We start from the raw sequence: 22,015 nt of genomic DNA on the forward strand, positions 1-22,015 counted from the left end.
CCCTCCTTACCGCAATCGCGTTACGCCAACCGCAGCGGCAAGCTGCGCAAGCGCTGCCCCGTCAACTTGAACACGGCATTCGCCACGGCCGGCGCGACGGGCGGCACGGCCGGTTCGCCCATGCCTTCCGGCGGCGCCGCGCTCGGCATGATGATCGTCTCGACCGCGGGCGCCTGCGCCATCCGCAGCACGGGATAATCGCCGAAATTCGATTGCTGCGGCTGTCCGCCCGCGAACGTGATCTCGCCCGCCAGCGCGGCCGACAGGCCGAACACGACGCCCGACTCGACCTGCTGCGCGACGATGTTCGGATTCACGGCGAGGCCGCAATCGACGGCGCACACGACGCGGTGCACGCGGATCTCCCGGCCTTCCACCGACACTTCCGCCACCTGCGCGACGACCGTGCCGAACGACTGGTGCACGGCGAGGCCGTGCGCGCGCCCCGCGGGCGGCGCGCCGGCGCGCGCGAGCGCGGCGTCCATCGCGGCGAGGTGGCGCGGATGGTCGCGCAGCAGCGCGCGCCGCCACGCGGCCGGGTGCTGGCCCGCCGCATGGGCCAGTTCGTCGGCGAAGCTCTCCTTGAAGAATGCGTTGTGCGAATGGCCGACCGAGCGCCAGTACCCGACCGGCACCGCGCTGTCGACCGCGACGTGGCGGCAGCGCCGGTTGGCGATCGCGTACTGCATGTCGTACTCGCCCTCGGCCGTCGTCTTGTCCGGACCGATGCCGGGCAGGCCGACGTTGCGCGGAAAGTACTGATGGCCGATGGCGCCGCTGGCCAGCTTGCTGTCCCACGCGAGCACCTTGCCGTCCGCGCCCAGGCGGGCCGTGTAGCGGGCCAGCGCGGCCGGGCGGTAGACGTCGTGGCCGACGTCGTCCTCGCGCGTCCACACCAGCTGCACCGGACGGCCTCCCGTGTGCATCGCCACGGCGACGGCCTGCGCGACCACGTCCGTCTCCAGGCGCCGGCCGAAGCCGCCGCCCAGCATCGTCACCTCGATGGCCACGTCGTCGCGGGCGACGCCGGCGACCTGCGCCGCGATGTCGACGGCGATGCTCGGCACCTGCGTCGGCGCCCACAATTTCACCTTGCCGTTCAGGACCTGCGCCGTGCAGTTCTGCGGTTCCATCGTCGCATGCGCGAGGAACGGCGCGCGGTATTCGGCGTGCACGGTGCGCGCGCCCGCCAGGTCCGGCCCGTCCTGGCTGCCGGATTCAAAATAGGCATAGCCCGATTCGGCGTCGAGCGCCCGCGCGAAACCGGCGAATACCGACTCGCTCGAGAGCGCCGCGTGCGGACTCGCGGACCAGCGCACAGGCAGCGCCTGTGCCGCCTGCTTCGCCTGCCACCATCCCTTGGCCACGACCGCGACCCCGGCGCCGGCGCCGGCAAACGGCGCCAGCACGGACGACACGTCGACGACTTTCACCACGCCCGGCAGCGCGGCGACCTTGCCCGCATCGAAGCCGGCGACACCCGCGCCCAGCACGGGCGCCATGCGCAGCGCCGCGTACAGCAAGCCTTCCGGCCGCACGTCGAGGCCGAAGACGGCCTGGCCGTTCACCTTCGACGGCGTGTCGCGCCGCGGCAGCGGCTTGCCGATCAGGCGATATTCCGCGGGCGTCTTGAGGCGTACGTCATCCGGCCCGATGTCGGCGCCCAGCGCGGCCGCGCGTTTCGCCAGCAGGCCGTAGGGCGCGTGCCGTCCGTCCGGGTGCACCACCATGCCGTCGCGCGTCGTCAGCGTTGCGGCCTCCGCACCCCACTGCTCGGCGGCGGCGCGCACCAGCATCGCGCGGGCGACGGCGCCCGCCGTGCGCATCGTCGGCCATGCATCCCTCACGCTCGTCGATCCGCCCGTGAACATGATGCCCAGCTCGCGCGCCACCTTGCCCGCGATCCAGCGCGCGCCCTGCGGCAAGGCGCCGGCATCGTCCGGGTGGAACGGCAAGGTGTCGCGCAGCACGGTCAGGTTGGCGAAGATCTTGTCGATGGGCGCCTGCACCACGCGCACGGCGGCCAGAGACGCGTCCAGCTCCTCGGCCAGCAGCATGGGCAGCGCCGTGTGCACGCCCTGTCCCATCTCGCTGCGCGGCACGACGACGTCGACGGTGCCGTCCGGCGCGATGGCGACCCAGCCGTTCAGGACGACCGTGCCGGCATCGTGCACGGCGCCGGCGGCCGTCGCGCGCAGGCGCTGACGCGGCGGCGCGACGCCCCACCCCACGACGAGCGCCGTGCCCGCGGCCAGGCCGCCGAGCAGGAAGCGCCGGCGGCTTTTCCGCACGCCGCGTATGCCCGCGCCGCCGTCCTTATCCGAACCTGGTGCGCCCGTGTCCCGCATCGTCCGTCCTCCATGTTTCCAGCAATTCGTCCGCCGCCATCGGCCGGCCGTACAGATAGCCCTGCGCGCGCCGGCAGCCCTGGCGCAGCAGGAACGCGGCCTGCTCGGCGGTCTCCACGCCTTCCGCGATCACGGCCAGGTCCATGCTCTTCCCCAGCTGGACGATGGCGACGGCGATCGCCTCGTCGTCCCCGCAGCCCTCCTTGCCGGCGCCGATGTCCTGGATGAAGCTGCGGTCGATCTTCAAGGTCTGCACCGGCAACTGCTTGAGATAGGCGAGCGACGAATAGCCGGTGCCGAAATCGTCGATCGCCAGCTCGACGCCGAGCGCATGCAGGTCGTTGATGTACTGGAGGGCGTCGCCCGTGTTCATGATCACGGATTCCGTCACCTCGAGCTGCAGCCGCTGCGGCGCGAGGCCGGTGTCGGCCAGCGCGCGCGCGACCTGCGGCGCCACGCTGCCGCGGTCGAACTGGCGTCCCGACAGGTTCACCGCGATCTTGGGCACGTACAGCCCGGCCGTCTCCCATGCTACCACCTGGCGGCAGGCTGCCTCCAGCACCCAGTCGCCCAACTGGCCGATGAAGCCGATGTCCTCCGCGAGCGGAATGAAGCGCACCGGCGGCACGTGGCCGAGTTCGGCGCTGTGCCAGCGCACGAGCGCTTCGGCGCCGATCAGGCGGCCCGTGTCGATCTCGACCTGCGGCTGGTAATGCAGGCAGATCTCGCCCCGTTCGATCGCGCGCCGCAGCAGGCCCTCCATGCGCAGGCGCTCGGCACCGTCGCCGTCCATCGACGGCGCGTACAACTGGTAGCCGTTGCGCCCGCGCGCCTTGGCCTGGTACATCGCCACGTCGGCATTCCGGATCAACACGTTCATGTCGACGGCGTCGTGCGGGAACAGGCTGATGCCCACGCTGCCCGTGACGAACAGCTCGTAGTCCGACACGAGCACGGGCCGCTCGAACAGCTGCATCAGCTTTTCCGCGACCTGGCGCGCGCCGTGCGCGCCGTCGATGTCCTCGAGCAGCACGATGAATTCGTCGCCGCCCAGGCGCGCCAGCGTGTCGCCGTCGCGCAGGCAGCCGGCCAACTGGCCCGCGACCTGTTTCAGGAGTTCGTCGCCGACGTGGTGGCCGAGCGTGTCGTTGACGGTCTTGAAGCGATCGAGGTCGATGAACATCACGCCGAGCTGGCGGTGGGCGCGCGCGGTGCGCACCATCGCGTGCTGCAGGCGGTCGTGGAACAGCAGGCGGTTCGGCAGGCCCGTGAGCGGGTCGTGGTGCGCCAGGTGGTCCAGCTTGTCCTGCGATTCCTTGACCTTGGTGATGTCCGAAAACACGCAGACGTAGTGCGTGACGGCGTCGTGGTCGCCGCGCACGGCCGACACGGTCAGCCACTCCAGGTAGGCTTCGCCGTTCTTGCGCAGGTTGCGGATTTCGCCGCGCCAGAAACCGGTCTCCGCCAGGTCGGCCCACAGCGCTTCGTAGAACGCGGCGTCGGCGCCGGTCATGCGCGTCAGGTTCGAATACGTGCCGACGGCTTCGCTCTCCGTGTAGCCGGTGATCTGGGTGAAGGCGGGATTCGTGGCGGCGATCCGGCCGTGCACGTCGATCACCATCACGCCGTCGGCGATGTGTTCCAGCACGGTGGCCGACAGGCGCAGCTTTTCCTCGGCCTGGCGCCGCTCCGTGATGTCGGCATAGACCCAGATGCTGCCTTCGTCCGGCCGCTCCGGATCGAGCGCGCGGCCGCTCACGGCGCACCAGAACAGGCTGCCGTCGCGGCGCCGGAACTGGCGGTCGGCGCTGAAGTCGCCGCCGCGCGCGAGGACCGGATTGGCCGCGCCCAGGCCCTGTTCGTAGTCCTCGACGGTCGGGAACAGCACCGCGATCGGATCGCCCACCAGTTCGCCCTCGGCATAGCCGAACAATTCGTCGAAACGGCTGTTGGTCGACACGACGCGCCGCTCGCGCACATACATGATGCCGAACATGACGTTGTCCAGCACCGCGCCCTGCTCGGCCAGCAGCGCCTCGATGCGCATCTCGTTGTATTTGCGCTCGCTGATGTCGGAGATGATCCCGTCGATCCAGAACGCGGCGTTGCCGTCGAACCCGACCGGCTGGCCGCTTTCCAGCACCCAGCGTTCGATGCCGGCGGCGTCGATGATGCGGTACTCGATCTCGTACGACCGCACGGCCACCACGGCCTCCCTGACCAGGTGCCGCTGCATCTTGCGGTCTTCCGGACAGATCACGTCGGCCCAGCGGTCCGTGTGCGCGCCGATGAACCGGCTCGCCGGGTGGCCGGAAATGTCTTCGATGGCGTCGCTGACGAAGTCGATCAGCCCGCCCGGACGGGCACGGAACACGGCGCCCGGCACCTGCGTGACGATGGTGCGGAAGCGCTCCTCGCGCCGGCCGATATCCTGGAACAGGTCGCCGATCGCGATGCGCATGCGTTCCAGCTGGGCGCCGAGCCGGCCCAGCTCGTCGTTCGTGGACAATTCCAGCGGCGCGTCGAATTTGCCGCGCGACAGGCGGTCGGAAAAACTCATCAGCGTGCCCAGCGGGGCCAGCAGGCGCCGGCGCAGCAGTATCAGGATCAGCAGCAGCGACACGACCAGCTGGACGGCCAGCACGAGCGCATAGCGCACCTGCTTGGCGCGCAGGGATTCCTGGCTGCGGCTGTCGTCCATCTCGACGGCCACGTGGCCGATCGGCTGGCCATGCACGACGACGTCGCGCTCGGCGCGCAGCACGTTGCCGCCGGGCGCGGCGGCGGCGCGGCGGTCGATGAAATCGCCCTCGGCCTGGGCGCTCACGTGCACGCGCACGACGGCCGGGTCGCGCATCAGCGAATCGACGAGCGAGCGGGCCGCGTCCACATTCATGTTCCACAGCGATTCCTGCATGCCGAGCGCGAGGATGTCGGCATTGCGCTGCAGGGTCTCGTCCAGCTCGCGGCGGGCGGCCTGCCGCTCCTGCACGCCGATCAGCAGATAACCGCCCACGACGGCGGGCACCGCGAGGCCGCCGAACACCATCACGAGCAGTGCGGCGTACAGCGAACGGCCGTACAGCCGTGCGAGACGCGACGGCAGCGCGGACAAGGCGACTCTGGGGAGGAAGGCCATGGTGGTGGGAGCGCCGCCGCCCAGTTCGTGACCGGAGCGACAACTATTGTGGCAAATCAATAAGGTAATCTTTTTTCCGATTATGCACGGAACAATTGCCGTACGTCACAATTTTTTGGCATCGGTCGCGCCTGGTAGCGGTAACCGTTACCAACCCGCCACGCCGGGGTTTCGGGGGCGGCCAAGCGGCCTCGATGCAAGCTTGCTATCATCGAACTCTTTCTTGATGGAGGAGTCGACGATGACCATTTCCCTGTACACCGTCTCGGTGCCCGTGTTCCGCCAGATCCTGGGCAGCCTGGCGGCGATCCTGACGAAGGCCGAGGCGCATGCGGACGCGAAAAAGCTGGACCCGAACGCCCTGCTGCAGGCGCGCCTGTTCCCGGACATGTTCCCGCTCGTGCGTCAGGTGCAACTGACGACGGATTTCGCGAAGGGCGCGGCGGCGCGCCTGGCGGGCGTCGAGGTGCCGCGCTACGACGACGTCGAGCACGATTTCGCCGGCCTGCAGGCGCGCCTGGAAAAGACGCTGGCGTTCCTCGACACGGTGGCGCGCGAGGCGGTGGACGCGGGCGGCGACCGCGACGTCACGGTCGGCACGGGCGCCAATCAGCGCCAGTTCAAGGGCGAAGTGTATTTATTGCACTACGCGCTGCCCAACTTCTATTTCCACGCCGCGACGGCATACGACATCCTGCGCCATAACGGGCTGGACATCGGCAAGCGCGATTTCGTCGGATCCTTCTGATCACAGCGCCGTAGGGCGGGCACCCCGTGCCCGCGCGTGTCATATCCATTGTATTGGCATTGCGCATGGGCACGGGGTGCCCACCCAACCAACAAGGGTCAGGTGTTGCGGCGCGGATAGCCCTGCGCGAGGATGCGCTGCCACACGGCTTCCTTCTGCTCGACCGTCATCGAGACCCAGTGGGCCACCTCGACGACCGTGCGGCCGCAGCCGCGGCACACGTCGTCGAACGTGGTCGAGCAGACCGCGACGCAGGGCGTGTCCGGACGCGGCGGAAGCGGTGCCCCGGCGTCAGCGGGCAGGGCCGACATCGAGCTTGTCCCAGCCCGCATGGCCGAGCTTTTCCATGGTGTCGATATTCTTCTCGAAGATCTCGGACGCATCCGGAATCGCTTCCACGGCGCGGTCGATGCTGTCTTCGCGCAGCAGTTGCAGGACCGGATAAGGCGAGCGGTTCGTGTAGTTCTCGATGTCGTTCGGGTCCGTGTCGGCGAACTGGTAGTCCGGATGGAAGCTGGCGATCTGCAGCTCGCCGTCCAGGCTCAGGTCTTCGACGGCCGCGTCGGCCACGTCGAGGAACTCGTTGAAATCCAGAAAATCCTGAAGGACGTACGGGTGGATCAGCAGGGTCGTGTCGACCTGCTCCGGATCCGTGTCGGCCAGCAGCTGCAACTCGTCCATCAGCGCATCCAGCAGGGACTCGGGCGTGCGTGCCTGCGACACGACGTAGCGGACCTGGTCCTTGACCTGCACCGCCTTGGCGAACGGGCACAGATTGAGGCCGATGACGGCGCGGTCGACCCAGCGCCGGGTGGCGGCGAGGATCGCGTCGTCATCCACGTTCTCGTTGGCAGTGCTCATGTGATGCTTTCAAAAAATACAAACCGCATGATGCGGAGACGGCAATTGTACGCGGACTTTGCGTCCTCTCATAGAACACCCGGCACGCCGGGCTACCTTGGCAGGCAGGGCTGGCGCAGGTGGTATTACCCGCCGGTTTGTTTAGTCCAGGTACAAATTTGACAATAAGCGCCGCCCGGACGCGCGGATGCGGCCGGCGGTATTTCACCATACTCCCCGGGGTATAGACAAAATCATTTGATATTCATCAGCCAAACTCTCCCCAACAGGAACCATACCCCCGCAAAATCCGTCTCAGATACGGTGAACGTTGACAAAAAGAGTAGCCAAGGTTTTTTGTAACCGCGCCGACATATTTCTTGACTGACTCGGTAACTGGTCCGTACACTTCGCCTTCATTCGTCAGTCCTGCCGTTCCTGGACGCAACACTGGAAAGCTATGAACGAAACGACTCGCTCCACTTACGCCCTGACCGTCGCGCTCCTGCTGGGACCTGCGATCGGTCACGCCGCCGACAGCGCCCCGAGCCCGATCGCCCAGAGCAGCAGCGGCAGCGCCGCCGCGATGGCCAAGGCCATCACGCCGCAAGCGCTGACCCCGTTGAAGTCCGACGACTACAAGGATCCCGACCTGTGGGCCCGCATCCGCAGCGGCTACGCGATTCCCGACATCGACAACGCCCTCGTCGCCAAGCACATCCAGTGGTACGCCAGCCGCCCGGACTACCTGACCCGCACCTCCAGCCGCGCCTCGCTGTACCTGTACCACGTCGTGCAGGAACTGGAAAAGCGCGGCATGCCGACCGAACTCGCCCTGCTGCCCGTGATCGAATCCGCGTTCAACCCGCAAGCCCTGTCGAACGCCGACGCGGCGGGCATCTGGCAATTCGTGCCGGGTACGGGCCGCGACTTCAACCTGAAGCAGAACATGTTCAAGGACGAGCGCCGCGGCGTGCTCGCCTCCACCGACGCCGCCCTCACCTATCTGCAGCGCCTGTACACGATGTTCGGCGACTGGCAATTGGCCCTGGCCGCGTATAACTGGGGCGAAGGCAATGTGCAGAAGGCGATCCAGAAGAACCGTGCGCTGGGCAAGCCGACCGACTTCGAGAGCCTGTCCGAGCTGATGCCGGCGGAAACCCGCAACTACGTGCCGAAGCTGCAGGCGGTCAAGAACATCATCGCCAATCCGGCCCAGTACGGTGTCGTGCTGCCGACGATCGACAACACGCCGTATTTCGTGGCCGTCGACAAGACGTCCGACATCGACCTGGCCGTGGCCGCCCAGTTGGCCGAGATGTCGGTCGACGAATTCAAGGCGCTGAATCCGCAGTTCAAGAAGCCCGTGATCACGGGCGAATCGACCAAGATCCTGCTGCCCAAGGAAAACGCCGAGAAGTTCAACCTGAACCTCGCGCAATGGGGCCGCGCGCTGTCGTCCTGGACCACGCACAAGATCACGTCGGCCCGCGAAAGCATCGCCTCGCTGGCGGCCAAGCTGGGCACGACGCCGGAAGTGATCCGCCAGGCCAACAACATTCCGCCGCAGATGCGCCTCAAGGCCGGCTCGACCATCCTCGTGCCGAGGACGAGCGCCACGGCCGGCAACGACATCGCGGAGAGCATCGTCGAGAACGCCTCGATGGTGCTGGAAGCCGACCGCGGCGAATCGCGCCACAGCGGCCGCAGGCTGAGCGGTGCGCAGCGCATCAGGGCCAGCGCCGCGCACGCGGTGGCCGAGATCAAGAGCCGCGTGTCGCGCGGTTCCAGGCCGTCCGTCAACGCCAACGGCCGCAAGCGCCGCTGATGCGCCGCGGCCGGCGCGCCGGCCAGCCGTATCATTTCGACCACGCGACGGGTCCACGGCCCGTCTTCCCGCGCACATCTCGACGTGTGCCGTGCACGCTCTTCAAAAGTACGGTATAGTGTCGTTTGTGCGCTGCAATAACCGCGTTTGCGAAAATCGCCGCGGCAGTTCACCGAAGTCGTCAAGCAGTAAAACCGCAGCATCGCAAGCCCAGGCATCCACGACGGATGTCCTTTCATAAAGCCCTCCCGCCCTGCGTGCCGAAACAGGCACCATCCCGGCGCAAAGCTTTTGTGCCGAAATTTCTTTCGTTTCAGAGTCATTTCGTATCGTTGGCTCGCGTTGCTATTTCGCGTTCCGCTCGCCTCAATGCGTGGACGCTCACTGATCCATACCGAAAGTAAAGTACACATGAGTTTTGAAGCACTAGGCTTACACGCGTCCATCGTCAAAGCAGTTGCCCTGGCCGGCTACGAAAAGCCGACGCCCGTGCAGGAGCAGGCAGTGCCGGCGGGTATCGCGGGCCGCGATCTGCTGGTCTCGTCGCAAACCGGTTCCGGCAAGACGGCAGCGTTCATGCTGCCGGCCCTGAACAAGTTCGCCAACCTCGAACCCGCTCCCGCCGCCCGCACGCCGGCGCAGGAAGCGCAATCGACGCGCGCCCGTGGCGAACGCGTCCGTTTCAAGGCAGCCCAGCCGAAGATGCTGGTCCTGACCCCGACCCGCGAACTGGCCCTGCAGGTGACCAACGCGACCGAGCAGTACACCGCGCATATGCGCCGCATCCGCGCCGTCTCGATCCTGGGCGGCATGCCGTATCCGAAGCAGATGCAACTGCTGGCCAAGAATCCGGAAATCCTCGTCGCGACCCCGGGCCGCCTGATCGACCACATGGAGTCGGGCAAGATCGACTTCTCGCAGCTCGAGATCCTCGTGCTGGACGAGGCCGACCGCATGCTGGACATGGGCTTCATCGAAGACATCGAGAAGATCGTCGCCGCGACGCCGGATTCGCGCCAGACCATGCTGTTCTCGGCCACGCTGGACGGTGTCGTCGGCAACATGGCACGCCGCATCACGAAGAACCCGCAAGTGATCCAGATCATGAGCGCGACCAATCGCCACGAGAACATCGTGCAGAAGGTCCACTTTGTCGACGACCTGTCGCACAAGAACCGCCTGCTCGACCACCTGCTGCGCGATGAAACCATGGACCAGGCCGTCGTGTTCACCGCCACCAAGCGTGACGCCGACATGATCGCCGACCGCCTGAACATCGCCGGCTTCGCCGCCGCCGCGCTGCACGGCGACATGCACCAGGGTGCCCGCAACCGCACGCTGGACAGCATGCGCCGCGGCCAGGTGCGTGTGCTCGTCGCAACCGACGTCGCCGCGCGCGGCATCGACGTGCCGTCGATCACCCACGTGGTGAACTACGACCTGCCGAAGTTCCCGGAAGACTACGTGCACCGCATCGGCCGCACGGGCCGCGCCGGCCGCAACGGCACCGCCGTCTCGCTCGTGAACCACGCCGAAAGCATGAACGTGCGCCGCATCGAGCGCTTCACCAAGCAGACCATCCCGGTCGACGTGGTCGAAGGTTTCGAGCCGAAGCGTTCGGCGGCACCGCGTTCGGGCGCGCGTCCGGGCTGGAAGCCGGGCGACGGCCGTAACAGCAGCAAGCCGGGCCAGCGCAGCTTCCACAAGCCGGGCGGCGAGCAGCCGGGCGGCCAGCGTGAAGGCGGCTACCGCGGCGACGCACCGCGCGCCGGTTATCGTGCCGACGCGCCGCGTCGCGAAGGCGGCTACGAAGGCCAGCGCCGCGAAGGCGCGCCGCGCCAGGGCGGTTTCGCTGCCGACGGCCAGCGTCGCGACGGCGGCGCCGGCTTCCGCAGCGAAGGCGCTCCGCGCCGCGAACGCAGCGGCTTCGGCGCGCACCCGCGCTCGGCCGACTCGGCCCGCCGCACGTTCGGCGATCGCTGATCGCTGATCGGTAATCGCTGATCGCTGATCGCTGATCGCTGATCGGTGATCGCGCGACACCGTAAACACTCCCTCGTCGTCCCCGCGCAGGCGGGGATCCAATGTTGCCAGCGTTTCGTCAACGCGTGCAGTACTTGGATCCCCGCCTTCGCGGGGACGACGTTTTTGAGAGCAGCGTTATAACGCGCAGCTGCGGAATCCGGCAACGATGTCGTCCGACTCCAGCACGCCTTCCCCGTCTACACCGCCTATACCGTCGTCCCCGCGCAGGCGGGGATCCAATGTTGCCCGCGTTTCGTTAACGCGTGCAGTACCTGGATCCTCGCCGTCGCGGGGACGACGTTTTTGTGTCCGCGCTTTTTGCGGCCAGCCTTATAACGCGCAACTGCGGAATCCGGCAAAGATGTCGTCCCGCTCCGGCGTATAGAAATTCCGGAACTGCGGCGCGCGCAACCGCGCCGGCGTGGCGAACGATGCGCCGCGCAAGGTCTGGCGCGTGCCGAACCAGGGCGCCGAGTAATCGCGGTAGCGGTCGGCCTCGAAGCCGGCGAACGGCAAGAAGACGGACGCCGTCCATTCCCACAACTGTCCCCACGCGAAGCCCGGCTGGTGCGCGGCCGCCGCGAATTCCCACTCCTCTTCCGTCGGCAGGCGGCGGCCGGCCCAGGCGCACCAGGCCTGCGCTTCGTACAGGTTCACGTGGCGCACGGGTTCCGCGAGGTCCAGGGCCACCGGGCGGCCGAAGCGCACCGTATGCCAGTCCTCGCCCTCGCGCGCCCAGTAGCGCGGCGCGGAACGTTCCTGCGTCATGAGCCAGGCGCGGCCGGCGTCGGTCCAGTACTGCGGCCGCTCGTAGCCGCCGTCGTGCACGAAATCGAGGAACGCGGCCGTGCCGACGAGCGAGGCGTCGATGGCGAACGGCGCCACCTTGACCAGCGCGGCGCTTTTCTCGTTGTCGAACACGAAGCCGGACGACTGATCGCCGCCGCGCATGAAACTGCCACCGGCGAACGCGATCTCGCCCGCGCCGCCCGCCACCACCGACTGCACCCGCGGCGCCAGCGGCCCCGCCGGCGCAGGCGCGCCGCGCGACTGCAGCGTCTGCAACGAATACATGAACGCCTCCCCATGCATGTCTTCGTGCGCCAGCGCGAGGCGGTACGGGTACAGGGCCAGGTCGTCGTCGGCCTCGTGCGCGAGGCGGTCGAGGATGCGGTCGAGGACTTCGTGGCAATACGTCTTGACGGCGCCCGGCGGCGGCAGGTCGAGGGTCCAGCGCGCACTGTGCGGGACCGTGCCGGAATCGAACCAGTCGTCCCCGCGCGCCAGCAGCGAGTGCCCGTCGGCGGCGCCCGGCCGGCTGTCCAGCGCGCCGCGCAGCACGAACCATTCGGCGAACCAGGCCGTATGCCCCAGTTCCCACAGCGGCGGATTCACGATCGGCAGGCGCGGCACGCGTGCGGCGACGTCATAGCCGGCGATGGCGTGGGCTTCGAACAGCGCGAGCGTATAATGCCGCGCATCCTGCAGCGCGACGGCCAGCTCCTTGGGTCCCGCGTGGCGGAACGATGCTTGATTGACGGTCATGCATCATTGTACGACCAATCCTGCTCCCCGATTCCGACTCCGATTCCGCCCCGATGGCCCGTGCCCGCATCCATATCGTCAGCCCCGCCTCCGCGCGCGAAAACAACGGCAACTGGCAGACGGCCAGCCGCTGGCGGCGCCACCTGGCGCGCGATTATCGCGTCACGATCGGCCCTGGCTGGCAGGCAGACGACGAGATCCCCGACCTGCTGATCGCCCTGCACGCGCGCCGCTCCGCCGCCGCGCTGGCCGCATTCACGGACGCCCATCCGGACCGACCGGCGCTGCTCGTCCTGACGGGGACGGACCTCTACCGCGACATCCACGTCGATGCCGCCGCGCGCGCGTCGCTCGACCGCGCGCGCGCCCTCGTCGTGCTGCAGCCGCGCGGCCTGGACGAGCTGCCGCAAGCGCTGTGGCCCAAGGCCCACGTGATCTACCAGTCGGCCCCGCGCCTGTCGCACGCCCGGCCGCGCATGCCGCTCGACGTCGCCATGATCGGCCACCTGCGCGCCGAAAAGGATCCGCAGACGTTCATGGACGCGGCCCGCCTGGTCCGCACGCCCGGCGTGCGCCTGCTGCACATCGGCGCCGCGCTCGATCCGGAACTCGGCCGGCGCGCGCGGGAGACCGAACATGCCACGCCGGCCTACCGCTGGCTCGGCGCCCTGCCCCACATGGCGACGCGGCGCCGGCTGCGCCGCTGCCACGCGATGGTGATCGCCTCGCGCATGGAGGGCGGCGCGAACGTGATCATCGAGGCGGTGACGAGCGGCGTGCCCGTGCTGGCATCGGACATCGCCGGCAACGTCGGCATGCTGGGCGAGGACTATGCGGGCCTGTTCGCGCCCGGCGATGCGCACGCGCTGGCGGCGCTCATCGATCGCAGCGTGGCCGACGCGCGCTTCGTCGAGCGCCTGCGCCGCCAGTGCGCGGCGCGCGCGGCGCTGTTCGCCCCCGCGGCGGAGCGAGCGCGCCTGCTCGACTTGGTGGATAATCTTCTCTTCCCATCAACGCACGCACACAAGAGCCCCGTATGAACACCTCCGCCGACCAACCCATCAAACTGACCTCGTTCTCCCACGGCGGCGGTTGCGGCTGCAAGATCGCGCCCGGCGTGCTGTCCGAGATCCTCAAGAAGTCGAGCGGCTTCCCGGTGCCGAAAGAGCTCATGGTCGGCATCGAGACGGCCGACGACGCGGCCGTCTACAAGCTGAACGACGAACAGGCGCTGATCGCGACGACCGATTTCTTCATGCCCATCGTCGACGATCCGTTCGACTTCGGCCGCATCGCCGCCACCAATGCGATCTCGGACGTGTACGCGATGGGCGGCACGCCGATCATGGCCCTGGCCCTCGTCGGCATGCCGATCAATAAACTGCCGCTGGAGACGATCGGCAAGATCATCCAGGGCGGCGAATCGATTTGCGCGGAAGCGGGCATCCCCATCGCCGGCGGCCACACCATCGATTCCGTCGAGCCGATCTACGGCCTCGTCGTGCTGGGCCTCGTGCACCCGTCGAAGGTCAAGCGCAATGCCGATGCGCGCGCGGGCGACGTGCTCGTCCTCGGCAAGCCGCTGGGCGTCGGCGTGCTGTCGGCGGCACTCAAGAAGGACCAGCTGGACGCGGACGGCTATGCCGCCATGGTCGCGAACACGACGAAGCTGAACAAGCCGGGCAAGGCGCTGTCGGAACTGGCCGGCGTGCACGCGCTGACGGACGTCACCGGCTTCGGCCTGCTGGGCCACCTGCTGGAACTGGCGCGCGGCGCGCAGCTGACGGCGAAGCTCGACATGGCGAACATTCCGCTGCTGCCGGGCGTCGAGGCGCTGGCCCATGCCGGTTATTTCACCGGCGCGTCCGGCCGCAACTGGGATGCGTACGGCCACGACGTGGCGCTGGGCGGCGCGATCACCGACACGCAGCGCGTGCTGCTGACCGACCCGCAGACGTCGGGCGGCCTGCTCGTCGCGTGCGATCCGGGCAGCGTCGACGAGGTGCTGGCCGTGTTCCGCCGCGAAGGCTTCGGCGAGGCCGCCGTCATCGGGTCGATGGAAGCGGGAGCGCCGCGGGTGGTCGTCGGCTAAACCGTAAACAGGCCGCCGTCGCGGTCCGGATGTGTCGCGTCCGGATCGACGTCCAGCACGATCCCGTCCGCGCCGGGTATGCGCGCGGGCAGCAGCTGGATGATGTCGTAGCGCTTCTGTTCCGCGTACTGGCGCGAGCCGGCGAACGCGGTCGATTGCGACAGCCAGGACAGGGGCGCCGCGCCGCTCTCGACCAAGCTACCGCAGCACAGGCCCGAACCGTACACGCCCACCCGGTACGACGGCTGGCCTTCCGCCGCCACGTACAGCGCGGCATGCACGCCCGTGAAGTAATTGCCGATCGCGCCATCGAGGTCGGCCTGCGTGGGATCGTAGTCCACGGCAAAATAGATCGCGGAACCGAACGGCTGGCCAATGACGTCGCGCGCCATCCGGAACGCCGCCGCGCCGTCGGCCAGGCCCTGGGCGCGGGAAAAGTAGCCGGCGCGGGTGCCGCTCGTTTCCCACACGACGCCAATGACAAGTCCAGCCTGCGACAGCGCCCGCGCCTCCCCGAGCGACAGGTTCTTGGCCGCGTTCCAGCTGTAATAGCGCAGCGCGAAATCGTAACCCTGCGCCCTGAGCGCCGCCGCGTGGCGGGTCAGTTCCATCGTCGTGTCCAGACCTTTCAGTGCCGGCATAGCGCCTCCGTGGCGACAAGAAGGGCGTACTGTGCCACTCGCCTGCCCTGGCAAAATTGATTGTTCGCAAAAACCGCTTGTCGCAAAACGGGGGCAACCGTGGTAGCCAAACGACAACGCAGGAAACGCTTGACACACCAAACAAAATTCACTTAGAGTGGAGAAATGTTCTCCCCTCTGCCTCTGTCGACTTCCCTATCGCTTGCCGGCGCGCTAACGCTGGCAGCCCTGCTACTACGCGCGTAAATCGCCGCTGTCCCGCCCGGCCAAGCTTGCCGGATTCGTAGCCCAAGGAAAGTTGTACCGATGTTTGCCACTATCCCATTCACGCTGTCTGCCATTTTCGCCGGAGCCTTCCTGTCGTCTGCCGGCGCGCGTGTGCTGTTTCCTTCGCTGCTAACACTACCGATCGGTTGCCGGGCCCAGCGTCCCGTGGCCCGTCCGGCAGCCTCCCGCCACAACGATAGAAACGACACATTCACCAGCATTTGAAATCAGGAGCCACCGCCATGTTGACCAATCCCGCCGCCAAATACCGTCCCTTCCCCGCCGTCCCGTTGACCAATCGCCAATGGCCGAACCGCATCATCGACAAGCCGCCGGTCTGGATGAGCACCGACCTGCGCGACGGCAACCAGGCGCTGATCGAGCCGATGAGCCCGGAAAAGAAACTGCGCTTCTTCGAAAAGCTCGTGCAGATCGGCGTGAAGGAAATCGAGGTGGGCTTCCCGTCCGCGTCGCAGACCGACTTCGACTTCGTGCGCATGCTGGTCGAGGAAAAACGCATCCCGGACGACGTCACCATCATCGTCCTGACGCAGGCCCGCGATGAGCTGATCCGCCGCACCGTCGCATCGTGCGTCGGCGCGAAGCAGGCCATCGTCCACGTCTACAACTCCGTCGCGCCGGTGTTCCGCCGCGTCGTGTTCGGCATGAACCAGGACGAGATCCTGCAGATCGCCGTGAACGGCACGAAGCTGATCAAGGAATTGGTCGCCCAGCATCCGGACACGAAATGGGGCCTCGAGTATTCGCCGGAATCGTTCTCGACGACGGAACTCGATTTCTCCAAGCGCATCGTCGATGCCGTCGTCGACGTGTGGCAGCCGAGCGCGGACAACAAGGTGATCATCAACCTGCCGTCGACCGTGGAAGCGGCGACGCCGAACGTCTACGCCGACCAGATCGAATGGATGTGCCGCAACCTGAACCAGCGCGAACACCTCGTGATCAGCGTGCACCCGCACAATGACCGCGGCACGGCCGTCGCCGCCGCCGAACTGGCCGTGATGGCCGGCGCCGACCGCGTCGAAGGCTGCCTGTTCGGCAACGGCGAGCGCACGGGCAACGTCGACCTGGTCACCCTTGCATTGAACCTCTACACGCAGGGCGTGCACCCGGGCCTCGATTTCTCGGACATCGACAGCGTCCGCCAGCTGGTCGAGGAATGCAACCAGATCCCGGTGCACCCGCGCCATCCGTACGTCGGCGACCTCGTGTTCACCGCGTTCTCCGGTTCGCACCAGGACGCGATCAAGAAGGGCTTCGCCAAGCAACAGGCGGACGCCCTCTGGGAAGTGCCGTATCTGCCGATCGACCCGGCCGACCTGGGCCGCAGCTACGATGCCGTGATCCGCGTGAACAGCCAGTCCGGCAAGGGCGGCATGGCCTACCTGCTCGAGCAGGAATACGGCCTCGAATTGCCGCGCCGCCTGCAGATCGAGTTCTCGCGCGTCGTGCAGAAGCATGCCGACGCCACCGGCCGCGAAGTGGCCGCCGCCGACATCCACGCGCTGTTCGACCGCGAGTACTTCAACCAGGACGACCCCGCCTACCGCTACGTCTCGCACCGCCTGGTCGAGAACAGCGAAGGCGCGGAGCGCGTGCAGATCGACACGACCGTGCAGCACAACCGCGTGACGGAACCGCACCAGGGCAGCGGCAACGGTCCGATCGACGCCTTCGTCAACGCGCTCGGCCTGGACATCCGCCTGATGGACTACCACGAGCACTCGATCGGCTCGGGCGCCGACGCGCGCGCCGCCTGCTACGTCGAACTGCGCCTCGCCAACGGCCCGACCCTGTTCGGCGCCGCCATCGACAGCAATATCGTCACGGCGTCGTTCAAGGCCGTGTTGTCCGCCGTGAACCGCCAGCTGGCGCTCAGCGCGGAACAGGGCGAACAGCGCGCCGCCTGAGCGGCGTCACCTTCGTGCACGGCGCGGCGGCCTTCGCAGGCCGGCCGCGCTTTTTTTCATGCCGGCGTCGCGTAGGGTCGGCGGCCCCCGCCCACGCGGTGATACGCGGCGCCACCGGTCCGCGCACGATATCGAAGCCGACGCACATCGATACGCGACGTCACCAGTCCGCGCGATATCGACGCCGACGACGCATGTCACCGCATGGCACCGCGCGCCTACACCGGCCGCGCCCCACCTTACGCGCGCCCGAGCAGCCCTTCCAGCACCCCGGCGATCGCCTCCGCCTGGCGGCCCGCGTCGAAATCGGCGTGGCGCAGCGCGAACGCCCGCGCCGCCGCGCGATAATCCTCGCCTTCCAGCATGCGGCGCACGATGCCGTCCCAGTCGAGCGGCCGCGCCATCTCGTTGACGTTGATGCCGGCGCCCAGTTGGCGTGCGCGGCGCGCCGTCAGGAACGCTTCGGCCGTCTGCGGCAGCGTCAAGACGGGCACGCCCGCCAGCAATGCCTGCGACACGGTCGACTCGCCCGCGTGGCAGATCGCGAACGCCGATGCGGGCAACGCGGCGTCCAGCGCCACCGGTCCGCCGGCCCACGCCACGAGCGGATGCGTGAACGGCGGCGCGGCGCCGCCCGCGACGTCGGGCAGATAGCACAGCGTGCGGCATCCCGCGCGCGCCAGCGCGGCCAGCAGCGCGGCATGGTCCGGATGCGGCCCGCGCAGGTAGGCGAACACGCGCGGCCCCGCGCCGTCCGGCCATACCGGCGCGCGTGCGCCGGGGCCGTCCGGCCGCGCGGGCGGGCGCGTGCCGGGGCCGGCGATCGTCGGACCGAACCAGCGCGCGTCGGTTTCGCCGCGCCCCCACGGGTCGAGTTCGGGCCAGGTGCACAGCACGGGCAGATCGCCGCGCAGCAGGTCGGCCGCGTATGCGTAGGGCGCGGCGCCGTGGCGCGCGAGCACGGCATTGGCCGTAGCCAGCACGCGCGCCTCGGTGGCCGCCATGCGCGACTGCGGCACCGCTTCCCAGTCGCGCAGCGGCGGCAGCGGGCGGTCCGCCGGCGGAATCTGGAAACCGGGGCCGACGGCGGCGCTCGCGATACCCAGGCTGCGCGCCGCCAGCAGCGCGGCCGGCGCGTAGTCGCCGACGACGAGGTGGGCGCCGAGCGCGCGCAGCAGATGGCGCCAGCCGTCGACGAGGCCGGCCATCGCGTCCGCATCGAGCCAGCCGCAGGCCAGCAGCAGGTCGGCCTGGCTGGCCTCCCCGGGCGGCAGCCCTGCCACGCGGTGCAGCCACAGGGGCGCCTGGTAGACGGGAATGTCGACGTCGGCCAGCAGGCGCCGCGTGTGCACGAGGTCGCGCAGCACGAAGGAGATCGCGTGCCCGCGCGCGCGCAGCGGCTGCGCGAGGGCCTTCAGGCGGCCCGCGTGGCCGAGGGCGGCGCCGAGCTCCCAGCAGAATACGATGTTGGCCATTACGGCGCCGTGCGCAGCGGCTGCGGCTCGGCGCCCTGTCCCTTCTGCCCCACGCGCTCGTACTCGGCGATCACCTGGGCACCGAACAGCAGCAGGCTGGCCGCGATCTCGAGGCTGAACATGACGACGATCGCGGTGCTCATCGAGCCGTACACGACGTTCACCTTGGACAGCGTGGTGAAGTACCACACGAGCACGTGGCGCGCGATTTCCCACAGCAGCGCCGCCGTCACGCCGCCGACCAGCGCATGCGACAGCGACAGCCGCCCCACCGGCATCACGAGGTAGATCGACGTGAGCACGAGGATCTCGCCCGCGAGCCCGAGCAGGTACAGCAGCGCGCCCGACACACCGTGCAGCGACCACGTGTGGCCGAACAGTTCCACGCTCTCCGAGCCGATCACCTGCAGGGTGCCGGCGACGAGCGTCACGATCATCACGCCGAAGCCCAAGGCGAGGATGTAGCAGTACGGGAGCACGGCCGACACGAGGAAGTGGCGGCGGCGCACGGCCACGCGGTGCACGAAGATCACGCTCATCGCGTTTTCCAGCACGGTGAACGCGAGGGAGCTGAAGAACAGCATCGTGAAGCCGAGCACCCACGTGATCAGGTCGCGCGTGTCGAGGAAGTGCGCGACCTCTTCCACCATCGGGCCGGATTGCCCGGGCACGATCAGTTCGAGGTAGCGGCGCAGGGTGAGCAGCAGGTCGACCTGGTCGATGAAGTGCGACAGCACGACGACCACCAGCATCAGGAACGGCACGATCGACAGCAGCGCGTAATAGGCGACGGCGCCCGCCAGCAGCATGCCCTGGTTGGCGCGGAACGCGCGCAGGCACTGCAGGACGAAATCGAGGGGATGCGCGACGATCCACGCGTTGGCGCGCCGGTTCAGCACGCGCAGGCGCAGACCGTGCGCGGGCTTCATCGCGCCAGCCTGATGCCGCTGAACTGCCAGCGCGCGCCGGCCGGGAAGAAATTGCGGTAGCTGGCCCGCGCATGGCCGTGCGGCGTCGCGCACGACGCGCCGCGCAGCACGTACTGGTTGACCATGAACTTGCCGTTGTACTCGCCGATCGCGCCCGCAGCCGGGGTGAAGCCGGGATACGGCGCGTAGCTGCTGAAGGTCCACTGCCAGCATTCGCCGAACATCTGCGCGAGGCCCGGACTGCCCGCCGCGCGGGGATGCAGGTCGCCGCAGGTCAGCGCCGCATCGCGCGCCGCGAATTCCCACTCCGCTTCGGTGGGCAGGCGCGCGCCGCGCCAGCGCGCGTACGCGTCGGCCTCGTACAGCGACACGTGCGTGACCGGCCGCGCCGGGTCCAGCGGCTGCAGGCCGTGCAGCGTGAATTCGCGCCGGCGCCCGTCGTCGTTCACCCAGTACAGCGGCGCGGCGATCGTCCCGCTCGCGACCTGGTCCCAGCCGTCCGACAGCCACAGCGACGGATCGCGGTAGCCGCCCGCCTCGACGAATTCGAGGTATTCGCCGTTCGTCACGAGGCGCGACGCGAGCGCGAACGGCGCCAGGTACTGGCGGTGGCGCGGGCTTTCGTTGTCGAAGGCGAAGCCCGGTCCGGCGTGGCCGATCTCGGCCAGGCAGCCGTCGAAGTCGATCCAGGCCAGCGGCTCGACGGGGCCGGACGCGGGCAGCGGCGAATCGACATAGGGCGGGTACAAGGGGTTCATCGACAGCAGGTGCTTGACGTCCGTGAGGATCAGTTCCTGGTGCTGCTGCTCATGCTGCAGGCCCAGTTCGACCAGCGCCGCGAGCGCGCCGTCGCCGCGCGCGGACGCCAGCAGGCGCTGCATGCGCGCGTCGACCGCGCTGCGGTAGGCCAGCACCTCGGCCAGCGTCGGCCGCGTCAGCAGGCCGCGCTGCGCCCGCGGGTGCTTCGCGCCGACGCCGTTGTAGTACGAATTGAACAGCACGCGGAAGGCCGGATCGTGCGCGCGGAATCCGGGTTCGCGCGGCGCCAGGATGAAGGTCTCGAAGAACCACGTGGTGTGCGCGAGATGCCATTTGACGGGACTGGCGTCCGGCATCGATTGCGCGCAGCAGTCTTCCGGCGTCAGCGGTTCGGCCAGGTGCAGCGAGCGTTGCCGCACGTGGGCGAACGTGGTGGACAGGTCGTGTTCGGAGGCCCCCATGTCCGCTCCTTCAGTGCGACAGGGCGCGCGCGTAGATCACCGCGAACCACTGGCGCGGGTCGGTCCAGACGCGCGTGGCCGCGAAGCCGGCCTCGGCGAGCAGGCCGACGGCGTCGCTCTGGCGGTATTTATAGCTGTTCTCGGTGTGGATCGACTCGCCCGCCGCGAACCGGCGGCTGCCGCCGCGCCACGTCACATGCTGCGCGCTGCGCGCTTCCAGGTGCATCTCGACGCGGCCCCGGGCCGGGTTGAAGAAGCCGCGGTGGCGCCACTGGCGGATGTCGAAGTCGGCGTCCAGCAGGCGGTTCACGTGGCGCAGCACGTTGAGGTTGAACGCGGCCGTCACGCCCAGCGCGTCGTCATAGGCGGCGTCCAGCACGGCGTGGTCCTTGGCGAGGTCGACGCCGATCAGCAGGCCGCCGTCGCGCCCGCACTGCGTGTGCACGCGCTGCAGGAAATCGCGGGCCTCCTCCGGCGTGAAATTGCCGATCGACGAACCGGGATAGAAGAACAGGCGGCGATCCTCGCGCACGATGTCGGGCAGTTCCAGGCTGGCGGAGAAATCCATGCCGAGCGGCCGCATCTCGATGTGGCGGAAGCGCTGGTGCAGGCGCTCCACGGCGTCGTGCAGGAATTCGGCCGAGATGTCGATGGGGACGTACTGGCGCGGCTGCAGCAGCGGGAACAGGCCCGCGGCCTTGGCGCAATTGCCGGCGCCCAGGTCGATCAGTGTCGCGCCCGTGCCGACCGTGCGCGCGATCTCGGCGCCGTGCAGGTCGAAGATGCCGGCTTCCGTCCGCGTGGGGTAGTACTCGGGCAATTCGCAGATCGCCTCGAACAGTTTCGAGCCGAGCGGGTCGTACAGGAATTTGGGCGAGATGCAGGCCTGGCGGGCGCGCAAGCTCTCGTCCAGTTCGGCGGGTACATGCAATCCATCGTTTGCTGCGGGCACTGCGGGCGATGTGGCGTTCAGCATCGGGGCGTCCT

The 22,015-nt window shown here is 68.4% G+C and carries 16 protein-coding genes; 6 read left to right on the forward strand and 10 right to left on the reverse strand.

Annotated features, from left to right (window positions below):
- Nucleotides 1-20 precede the first annotated feature (20 nt).
- On the reverse strand, nucleotides 21-2,348 hold the full coding sequence (locus tag U9J41_RS23630; RefSeq protein ID WP_322404591.1) for a xanthine dehydrogenase family protein molybdopterin-binding subunit: 2,328 nt from the start codon (nucleotides 2,346-2,348) through the stop codon (nucleotides 21-23).
- Entirely contained in the window at nucleotides 2,317-5,487 is a 3,171-nt protein-coding gene (locus U9J41_RS23635) for a bifunctional diguanylate cyclase/phosphodiesterase (protein WP_322404592.1), read from the reverse strand. The genes U9J41_RS23630 and U9J41_RS23635 overlap by 32 nt, the downstream gene beginning before the upstream one ends.
- A gap of 241 nt (nucleotides 5,488-5,728) precedes the next feature.
- Here U9J41_RS23635 and U9J41_RS23640 point away from each other — a divergent pair, with 241 nt between their 5' ends.
- The gene (locus U9J41_RS23640) at nucleotides 5,729-6,235 is read left to right on the forward strand and encodes a DUF1993 domain-containing protein (RefSeq protein ID WP_322404593.1); all 507 of its coding nucleotides are present in this window, start codon (nucleotides 5,729-5,731) and stop codon (nucleotides 6,233-6,235) included.
- Between the two features lie 98 nt (nucleotides 6,236-6,333).
- Here the strand turns inward: U9J41_RS23640 and U9J41_RS23645 are convergent, their stop codons facing one another.
- Complete coding sequence (locus U9J41_RS23645; protein WP_322404594.1) at nucleotides 6,334-6,546, reverse strand: DUF1289 domain-containing protein; 213 nt, start codon at nucleotides 6,544-6,546, stop codon at nucleotides 6,334-6,336.
- Entirely contained in the window at nucleotides 6,527-7,096 is a 570-nt protein-coding gene (locus U9J41_RS23650; RefSeq protein WP_322404595.1) for a DUF1415 domain-containing protein, read from the reverse strand. Before U9J41_RS23650 ends, U9J41_RS23645 begins: the two co-directional genes overlap by 20 nt.
- A gap of 439 nt (nucleotides 7,097-7,535) precedes the next feature.
- Here U9J41_RS23650 and U9J41_RS23655 point away from each other — a divergent pair, with 439 nt between their 5' ends.
- Both U9J41_RS23655 and U9J41_RS23660 read left to right on the forward strand, forming a co-directional pair.
- Nucleotides 7,536-8,903 carry a transglycosylase SLT domain-containing protein gene (locus U9J41_RS23655; protein WP_322404596.1) on the forward strand — a complete coding sequence of 456 codons (1,368 nt, stop codon included), beginning with the start codon at nucleotides 7,536-7,538 and terminating at the stop codon, nucleotides 8,901-8,903.
- A gap of 411 nt (nucleotides 8,904-9,314) precedes the next feature.
- The gene (locus U9J41_RS23660) at nucleotides 9,315-10,886 is read left to right on the forward strand and encodes a DEAD/DEAH box helicase (RefSeq protein ID WP_322404597.1); all 1,572 of its coding nucleotides are present in this window, start codon (nucleotides 9,315-9,317) and stop codon (nucleotides 10,884-10,886) included.
- Between the two features lie 372 nt (nucleotides 10,887-11,258).
- On the opposite strand, the gene senA is transcribed toward U9J41_RS23660, so the two are convergent.
- Entirely contained in the window at nucleotides 11,259-12,473 is a 1,215-nt protein-coding gene (senA, locus tag U9J41_RS23665) for a selenoneine synthase SenA (RefSeq protein ID WP_322404598.1), read from the reverse strand.
- A 53-nt stretch (nucleotides 12,474-12,526) separates the two neighbouring features.
- On the opposite strand from senA, the gene senB reads away from it, so the two are divergent.
- Nucleotides 12,527-13,513 carry a selenoneine biosynthesis selenosugar synthase SenB gene (senB, locus tag U9J41_RS23670; RefSeq protein ID WP_322404599.1) on the forward strand — a complete coding sequence of 329 codons (987 nt, stop codon included), beginning with the start codon at nucleotides 12,527-12,529 and terminating at the stop codon, nucleotides 13,511-13,513.
- Nucleotides 13,510-14,565, forward strand: a complete 1,056-nt coding sequence (gene selD / locus U9J41_RS23675; protein ID WP_322404600.1) for a selenide, water dikinase SelD — start codon at nucleotides 13,510-13,512, stop codon at nucleotides 14,563-14,565. The genes senB and selD overlap by 4 nt, the downstream gene beginning before the upstream one ends.
- Here selD and U9J41_RS23680 read toward each other — a convergent pair.
- On the reverse strand, nucleotides 14,562-15,206 hold the full coding sequence (locus U9J41_RS23680) for a DUF1906 domain-containing protein (protein ID WP_322404601.1): 645 nt from the start codon (nucleotides 15,204-15,206) through the stop codon (nucleotides 14,562-14,564). The genes selD and U9J41_RS23680 overlap by 4 nt on opposite strands.
- Before the next feature lie 509 nt (nucleotides 15,207-15,715).
- On the opposite strand from U9J41_RS23680, the gene leuA reads away from it, so the two are divergent.
- Nucleotides 15,716-17,404, forward strand: a complete 1,689-nt coding sequence (leuA, locus tag U9J41_RS23685) for a 2-isopropylmalate synthase (protein ID WP_322404602.1) — start codon at nucleotides 15,716-15,718, stop codon at nucleotides 17,402-17,404.
- Nucleotides 17,405-17,643: 239 nt separating this feature from the next.
- Here the strand turns inward: leuA and U9J41_RS23690 are convergent, their stop codons facing one another.
- Genes U9J41_RS23690 through egtD form a run of 4 tightly spaced genes read right to left on the reverse strand, consistent with a single transcriptional unit; the run spans nucleotide 17,644 to nucleotide 22,004 of the window.
- A complete protein-coding gene (locus U9J41_RS23690) occupies nucleotides 17,644-18,879 on the reverse strand; it encodes a nucleotide disphospho-sugar-binding domain-containing protein (protein WP_322404603.1) in 1,236 nt (411 codons plus the stop codon).
- Complete coding sequence (locus U9J41_RS23695; protein WP_322404604.1) at nucleotides 18,879-19,808, reverse strand: YihY/virulence factor BrkB family protein; 930 nt, start codon at nucleotides 19,806-19,808, stop codon at nucleotides 18,879-18,881. Before U9J41_RS23695 ends, U9J41_RS23690 begins: the two co-directional genes overlap by 1 nt.
- Complete coding sequence (gene egtB / locus U9J41_RS23700; RefSeq protein ID WP_322404605.1) at nucleotides 19,805-21,028, reverse strand: ergothioneine biosynthesis protein EgtB; 1,224 nt, start codon at nucleotides 21,026-21,028, stop codon at nucleotides 19,805-19,807. The genes U9J41_RS23695 and egtB overlap by 4 nt, the downstream gene beginning before the upstream one ends.
- 10 nt (nucleotides 21,029-21,038) lie before the next feature.
- Nucleotides 21,039-22,004 (reverse strand): L-histidine N(alpha)-methyltransferase, encoded by a 966-nt coding sequence (egtD, locus tag U9J41_RS23705; RefSeq protein ID WP_322404606.1) that lies wholly within the window; start codon nucleotides 22,002-22,004, stop codon nucleotides 21,039-21,041.
- Nucleotides 22,005-22,015 lie beyond the last annotated feature (11 nt).

It is taken from the genome of Massilia luteola (assembly GCF_034420155.1).
GTDB classification, from domain to species: domain Bacteria; phylum Pseudomonadota; class Gammaproteobacteria; order Burkholderiales; family Burkholderiaceae_D; genus Telluria; species Telluria luteola.

What these genes read in the sequence shown, in the direction of transcription:
- U9J41_RS23690 (WP_322404603.1), bottom strand. Translation starts at nt 18,879, where the DNA reads ATGGCCAACATCGTATTCTGCTGGGAGCTCGGCGCCGCCCTCGGCCAC.
- U9J41_RS23655 (WP_322404596.1), top strand. Translation starts at nt 7,536, where the DNA reads ATGAACGAAACGACTCGCTCCACTTACGCCCTGACCGTCGCGCTCCTG.
- U9J41_RS23630 (WP_322404591.1), bottom strand. Translation starts at nt 2,348, where the DNA reads ATGCGGGACACGGGCGCACCAGGTTCGGATAAGGACGGCGGCGCGGGC.
- U9J41_RS23695 (WP_322404604.1), bottom strand. Translation starts at nt 19,808, where the DNA reads ATGAAGCCCGCGCACGGTCTGCGCCTGCGCGTGCTGAACCGGCGCGCC.
- U9J41_RS23640 (WP_322404593.1), top strand. Translation starts at nt 5,729, where the DNA reads ATGACCATTTCCCTGTACACCGTCTCGGTGCCCGTGTTCCGCCAGATC.
- senA (WP_322404598.1), bottom strand. Translation starts at nt 12,473, where the DNA reads ATGACCGTCAATCAAGCATCGTTCCGCCACGCGGGACCCAAGGAGCTG.
- U9J41_RS23660 (WP_322404597.1), top strand. Translation starts at nt 9,315, where the DNA reads ATGAGTTTTGAAGCACTAGGCTTACACGCGTCCATCGTCAAAGCAGTT.
- U9J41_RS23680 (WP_322404601.1), bottom strand. Translation starts at nt 15,206, where the DNA reads ATGCCGGCACTGAAAGGTCTGGACACGACGATGGAACTGACCCGCCAC.
- U9J41_RS23635 (WP_322404592.1), bottom strand. Translation starts at nt 5,487, where the DNA reads ATGGCCTTCCTCCCCAGAGTCGCCTTGTCCGCGCTGCCGTCGCGTCTC.
- egtB (WP_322404605.1), bottom strand. Translation starts at nt 21,028, where the DNA reads ATGGGGGCCTCCGAACACGACCTGTCCACCACGTTCGCCCACGTGCGG.
- leuA (WP_322404602.1), top strand. Translation starts at nt 15,716, where the DNA reads ATGTTGACCAATCCCGCCGCCAAATACCGTCCCTTCCCCGCCGTCCCG.
- senB (WP_322404599.1), top strand. Translation starts at nt 12,527, where the DNA reads ATGGCCCGTGCCCGCATCCATATCGTCAGCCCCGCCTCCGCGCGCGAA.
- egtD (WP_322404606.1), bottom strand. Translation starts at nt 22,004, where the DNA reads ATGCTGAACGCCACATCGCCCGCAGTGCCCGCAGCAAACGATGGATTG.
- U9J41_RS23650 (WP_322404595.1), bottom strand. Translation starts at nt 7,096, where the DNA reads ATGAGCACTGCCAACGAGAACGTGGATGACGACGCGATCCTCGCCGCC.
- U9J41_RS23645 (WP_322404594.1), bottom strand. Translation starts at nt 6,546, where the DNA reads ATGTCGGCCCTGCCCGCTGACGCCGGGGCACCGCTTCCGCCGCGTCCG.
- selD (WP_322404600.1), top strand. Translation starts at nt 13,510, where the DNA reads ATGAACACCTCCGCCGACCAACCCATCAAACTGACCTCGTTCTCCCAC.